7 protein-coding genes are annotated in these 5,422 nt (G+C 72.9%); 2 read left to right on the top strand and 5 right to left on the bottom strand.

All coding sequences use genetic code 11. The annotated features are described in order from the left end of the window. Window positions 1–43 precede the first annotated feature (43 nt). The 5 genes from WH85_RS51385 to WH85_RS45680 all read right to left on the bottom strand — a co-directional run bounded on the left by WH85_RS51385 (window position 44) and on the right by WH85_RS45680 (window position 3,679). Window positions 44–487 (bottom strand): hypothetical protein, encoded by a 444-nt coding sequence (locus WH85_RS51385; RefSeq protein WP_045748493.1) that lies wholly within the window; start codon window positions 485–487, stop codon window positions 44–46. Between the two features lie 63 nt (window positions 488–550). Next, entirely contained in the window at window positions 551–1,207 is a 657-nt protein-coding gene (locus tag WH85_RS45695) for a nucleotidyltransferase domain-containing protein (protein ID WP_045748492.1), read from the bottom strand. Between the two features lie 52 nt (window positions 1,208–1,259). Then, window positions 1,260–1,757 carry a DUF6529 family protein gene (locus WH85_RS45690; protein WP_045748491.1) on the bottom strand — a complete coding sequence of 166 codons (498 nt, stop codon included), beginning with the start codon at window positions 1,755–1,757 and terminating at the stop codon, window positions 1,260–1,262. Further along, window positions 1,758–3,359, bottom strand: a complete 1,602-nt coding sequence (locus WH85_RS45685) for a protein kinase domain-containing protein (RefSeq protein WP_045748490.1) — start codon at window positions 3,357–3,359, stop codon at window positions 1,758–1,760. It abuts the gene before it with no gap. A gap of 35 nt (window positions 3,360–3,394) precedes the next feature. After that, a complete protein-coding gene (locus tag WH85_RS45680; RefSeq protein WP_045748489.1) occupies window positions 3,395–3,679 on the bottom strand; it encodes a hypothetical protein in 285 nt (94 codons plus the stop codon). An 83-nt stretch (window positions 3,680–3,762) separates the two neighbouring features. Between WH85_RS45680 and WH85_RS45675 the strand changes: the two genes are divergently transcribed. Continuing rightward, complete coding sequence (locus tag WH85_RS45675; RefSeq protein WP_157411654.1) at window positions 3,763–4,212, top strand: hypothetical protein; 450 nt, start codon at window positions 3,763–3,765, stop codon at window positions 4,210–4,212. 1 nt (window position 4,213) lies between these two features. After that, window positions 4,214–5,422: DUF6531 domain-containing protein (locus WH85_RS45670; protein WP_045748487.1), on the top strand; the 1,209-nt coding region annotated here is incomplete at its 3' end.

The raw sequence follows: 5,422 nt of genomic DNA, 5'->3' as shown, positions 1-5,422 counted from the left end.
GGGGCGGGCCGCCGCGTCGCGAGGGGTGCGGGGTGGAGAACCGTCAGAAGGAGGGGCAGAGACGCTTGCGGACCACCTGGACGACCTTCTCCGCCTCGGCGGCGGGAAGCGGCTGCTCCGGCGACGCGAAACGCTCACCGGCCCGGGTGGTCCACTGCGCCTCGGGCAGCTGCTTGATGTCACGACACTGGTCACGTCCCCGGTTGACCAGCGACTCCGGGGTTCCGGTGCTGATGATCGCCGGGCTGATCGTCTTGAGGTCGGCCAGGTAGGCGGCGGTGGTCTGCGGGTTCGGGGCGGGCGGGAACCCGAGCTGGGCCTCGATGCTGGCCCGCATCTCCGGCGAGGTGGTCCCGGAGGCCGCCGCGGCGGAGGCGGGCGCGGCCGGGACGGCGGCGGTGGCCTCCTCGTCGGTCTTGGCGCTGGAACATCCGGTCAGGGCGAGGCCGAGGGCGAGGGCGGCGGTGAGTACGAGAGCGCGCGACATGTCACTCTCAACGACGCCGGGCCGTACCGGTTCCTGTCCGGAAAGGGTCAGCCTCGGCGGCGATCAGGCTCGGTAGCCGTCGAAGAGCGGGCCGCCCGCCCGGGACAGCACCTCCTGGGCGAACGGCCCCGGATCCGCCCGTACGGCGAGCCAGCGTCCGGCCAGCGCGGGGTCGAGGTCGTGCAGTTCCCGCCACAGCCACTTGCCGGAGCCGAGCCAGCGGCCCGCCACCGACAGCGCGGCCCGCGCCGACGCGGGCCACAGGTCGGCGGCGATCGCGGCCCGCTCCCCGGGGTCGGTGGCGTGCCGCAGATCGTCCAGGGCATCCGTCAGGGAGTACCGCAGCCAGGCGAGTTCGGCCGGGCTCAGCGGCGGCGGCCCCTCGGCGAGCACCCGCGCGCACCGCTCCCGCAGCTCGCCCGGATCACCGGCCAGCGGGACGCCGTGCGCCAGCATCCGGTGCGTGCTCGGTTTGCGGGCGGCACGTTCCCGCTCCAGGATGCCGGCGAGGCGTTCCGGGGTGTGCACGAACAGCTCGACCGGCCAGCCCTCGAACACCAGGCTCTCCCGGAAACCGGGACCGTCGTCGCGCATGACCACGATGTCCAGATCCGACCCGGCCGTCCGGTGCGGCCCGAGCACACTCCCGGTGAGCAGCGCCCACCTGGCGTCGGGAAACCGGTCGCCGACGACGGCACGAGCGGCCTCGAGGGGTTCCATGCCGACATTCTCTCCGAGGGCGCCGTCACATGCCGGCTCGGCGGGACCGGGCTCAGGGCGTACCCGACAGGAAGAGGAACCAGAACGCCGAGGTCAACCACAGGCCGGTGATCGTGGTGAGGACCAGGCCGCCGAGCAGCGGCAGCAGCCACGGGCGGGTGGCGCGGGGACTGCTGAGCAGCAGCATCTTGGTGACGAACGCGCCGTAGAACAGGCAGCCGAACACCGAATGTGCCAGCGTGCGCGGGCCGGCGGTGCTGAAACCCAGCACGTAGAGGCAGTGGACGGCCATCGGCAGGGAGACCAGGACGGCGAGGCGGCCGGTCCAGCGGTGCGTGGCGGCGTTGCCGCGGAAGGCGGGCAGGCGGCCGTAGAGCGACAGCGCCGACAGCAGCTGGAGCAGGGCCAGGGCGGCGGCGGCCGACGCCAGCCACACCTTCGCCCGCACGTCCAGGAAACCCGCGGGGACCGGGGTGTGCAGGCGCGCGTAGACGCCGAGGACGACCGCGACGCCGACGCCCGCCGCCGCGGGCAGCCACACCCGCAGCACCTAGAAGCCCTCGCCGCTGTCGGCGTCGACGCCGGTCGCGCCGACGGTCACCCCGTCGACGACGGCGGTCCGGCCGGACACGTCGAGGCTCGGCGCGGGGCCGGGCACGCCGTCCGAGGAGAGCACCCCGACCTGGCTGCCGTCCGGCAGCACGATCCAGGAACCCTCGACCTCGGCGCCGCGGACCTGGGCGGTCGTGCGGTACAACCCGGACGGCTTCTCGACCACGCCGACGGTGAAGCCGCGGGTCTCGTCCTCGACGGTGATGTCACCCTCGGCCTCGCGGGCGGAGAACGTGCCGGTGAGCCGGCTGCCGCCGGAGCCCTTCAGCGCGAGTCTGCCGGCCTTCGCGGTGCCCTTCAGCCAGGCTTCGACACGCTTGCCGTCGCAGACGTACGCGATGGCGACACCGTCCCGGATGGACAGGGCGAGCGTGCCGCCGTCGTCGTCGACCCGCCCGGCGAGCGTGACCCGCAGGCGTTCCGCCGTGGCGGTGGTGGTCGCCGGGGCGGCCAGAGCGGTGGTCGACGGCACGGCCCCCGGCGTCGTCGCGACCGCCGGCGGGACACTGACCAGTTGATTGGCACTGTTCCCCCGCTCGCCTTTCCTCCGCTCGCTCGCCGATGCGGTCACGGTGATGCCGGTCAGGACCGCCGCCACCAGCGTGATCACGCCGAGGGTGACGAGTGGGCCGCGCCGCCATCGTGACGGCTCCCGGGGCGGCGGCGGCGCGGGCGTCTCCGCGGCCGGGCCGACGCCGGGCCGCAGGCGGGTCTCGTGCATCTCGCCGCCCAGCAGGCGTCCCGCCCAGTCGGACAGGTTGTCGCCGGCGGCCGGCGCGGGCGCCACCGGCTGGAAGGTGTCCGCGAGCCGGCGCAGGTAGGCGGCCACCTGCCGGGCCGCCGGCCGGGCCCGCGGGTCGGCGGCGAGACAGTCCCGGGCCATCGGGGCGAGCGCCTCGGGCAGTGCCGCCGGATCACCCTGCGGACTGCCGGTGATCAGCTCGACGAGCAGCACCCCGAGCGACCAGACGTCGGCGGCGGCGGTCGGCGTGGCCCCCGCGAAGATCTCCGGCGCGGTGTAGCCGGGGGTGCCGCCGGCCGCACCCCGGTCGGCGTCGTGCAGCAGCACCGCCACCCCGAAGTCGGTGATCCGTACCAGCGGCGGCGCGGAACCCCGGACGACCAGCACGTTCTCCGGTTTGAGGTCGAGGTGCACCACGCCCTGCGCGTGCGCGGCGGCCAGCGCGGCGGCGGTCTGCGCGGCGATCGTGGCGACCTCGGCCGGTGCCAGCCGGCCGCCGTGCTGCGCCAGGTGACGGCGCAGGTTCGGCCCGTCGACGAGATCCATCACCAGGGCCAGGGTGCCGCCCTCGACGATCAGGTCACGCAGCGCCACGATGCCCGGATGGTCCAGGTCGCGCAGCGCCTCCTCCTCCCGCAGGAAGAGCTCCCGGACCCGGCGGTCACCGGCGAACTCCGGCCGCAGCAGTTTCGCCGCCAGCGGCGGGCCGCCGTGCCGGCTGGACGCACGGTGGACCACCGCGACCGCGCCGCGGCCGATCTCCTCGTGCAGGAGGTATTCGCGGCCGAGTGGCTCCATGTCCCCGTGACCTTTCTTGATCGTTTATTGATCGTTCATGCGCCGCCGCCGGCGGTCATGATGTTCTGCGCGATCTTCTGCAACTGGTCCCGCAGTTGATCCAATTCCTGTTTGGCCTTGTCCAATGCGGCTTTCGTCTCCGGCCACGTCTGATCACGGAACTGCTGGGCCAGCGGCCCGTCCCACACATCGGGGTTGGAGAGCATCTTGCCCTGCGCGTCGAGCTGGGCGATCTGATCGGTGAGGCCGCCGTTCACGATCGCCTGCACCTGCTGGATGGACGTCTTCGCCTGGTCCGTCGAGAGTACGCGTCCCGCCATCTGTCCACTCCCTTTCTCCGGACTGCCATTGTCAGCACGGTGGCCCTATCATCGCAATCATTGCCGGATCCGAGGGGATGGCGATGGTCGATCTACGGGGGATAACCGAGGACGTTCCTTTCGATCATGCGGCGGCGACTCGGCTCGCCGCCCAGCTGCGCGCCTCCGCCGACGAATGCGAGGGCCAGATCCCGCGCCGCAGCACGGTCGCGGGCATCGCCGCCGAACAGTGGCGCGGCGTCTACGCCGGACAGTTCACCGGACGGATGGACATCTGCTACGCCGACGCCCGCCGCCTGGCGACGGCGATGCGCCAGGCGGCGAACCAGGTCGACGAACTGAGCCGGCTGGCCGCCGAGGAGCAACAGCGCCGGGAACAGGCCCGCGAATGGCAGCGCCGGCAGGAGGACGAGGGCCTGCTGGACCAGATCGGCGACTTCTTCTTCGGCGAGGACGACCTGCCACCGGTCCCGGACCCGATCACCCCGCCGGTCTACACCGCCGACGTGACCACCGTCGGCAGCCGGGAGTGACATGCCGACCAGCGCCGCGCGGCCGGACGACCTGGACGCTTTCGTGCGGGGCAGCCGGGCCGCGGACGAGGAGTTGCGGGTTCGGGTGTCGCGGCTGCGGGAGGCGTACGCGCAGTTCCAGGACGGCAACCGGTGGGGGCGTTTCGAGGCGTCGTCGCTGATCGGCGCCTTCGGCCAGTATGTGGATCTGAACGAGGCCGACGCGCGGTGGGTGGCGGAGATCGCCCGGGCGTTCCGGGCCGCGGGTGGGGATGGTGATCTGTCGCGGTTGCCGGATGCGGCGCTCGCGGCGAGTCTGCGGTTGGCAGGGTTGGGCGACGCGCGGGCGGCGGTGACATTCGACGACCCGATCGGGTACGGGTTCCCGCCGACCAGTGGCTTCGCGAACGATCCGGTGAACACCGCGTCCGGCAATCTCGTCACACTGTTCCGGGTCACGCCGGGGTTCACGATCGTCCACAACAGCCGCTCGGGCCGGACGGGGGCGTTCGGGCCGGGCTGGTCGTCGTGGGCGGACGCCCGGTTGTTCGCGGACGCGGCCGGGGCGAGTTTCGTCGGCCCGGACGGCCGGCGGGCGGTGTTCCCGCGCCACGGTGCGGGGTACGGCCGGGTCGCCGGGCTGGCAGCCGTGGTGCGGCCGAGCGGTGACGGCCTGGAGATGCTCGGAAACGACGGCCGGAGCTGGGTGTTCGACGCGGCGGGCCGGCCGGTGTCGGTGGAACGGACCCGGTTTGAGTACGACGCCGAGGGGCGTCTGGCGCGGGTGGGGGAGACCCGGCTGGCGTGGTCCGGCGAGCGGGTTACGTCGGTGGGGGAGGTGTCGTTCGGCTACGCGGACGGGGTGCTGGTCGCGGCGGGGGACACCCGCTATGAGGTCTCGGCGAGCGGGCGGGTGCTCGCCGTGGTGGACGCCGACGGTGTCGCCGCGGTTCGGAACACCTATGACGACGAGGGGCGGGTGATCACACAGACCGGAAACTTCGGAAATGTCAGTAGTTTCGCCTATCTCCCTGGCCGAGTCACCGTGGTCGGGGAGACCGACACCTATGTCCACGATCAGCAGGGCCGGTTGCTGGCGGTCACCGACGGGCACGGGCGGACGCTGCGCCGTACCTACGACGAGTGGGGCAATCCGGTCACGGTCACCGACCGCAACGGCCACACGGTGACGATGCGCTGGGACGAGCACGGCCGGCTGCTCGAACGTGAC

The sequence above is a fragment of the Actinoplanes rectilineatus genome, from assembly GCF_000962825.1.
In the GTDB taxonomy this organism is placed as follows: Bacteria; Actinomycetota; Actinomycetes; order Mycobacteriales; family Micromonosporaceae; genus Actinoplanes; species Actinoplanes rectilineatus.
Note: the sequence above shows the minus strand (reverse complement) of the source record. Positions and strands in the feature narration are given on the sequence as shown.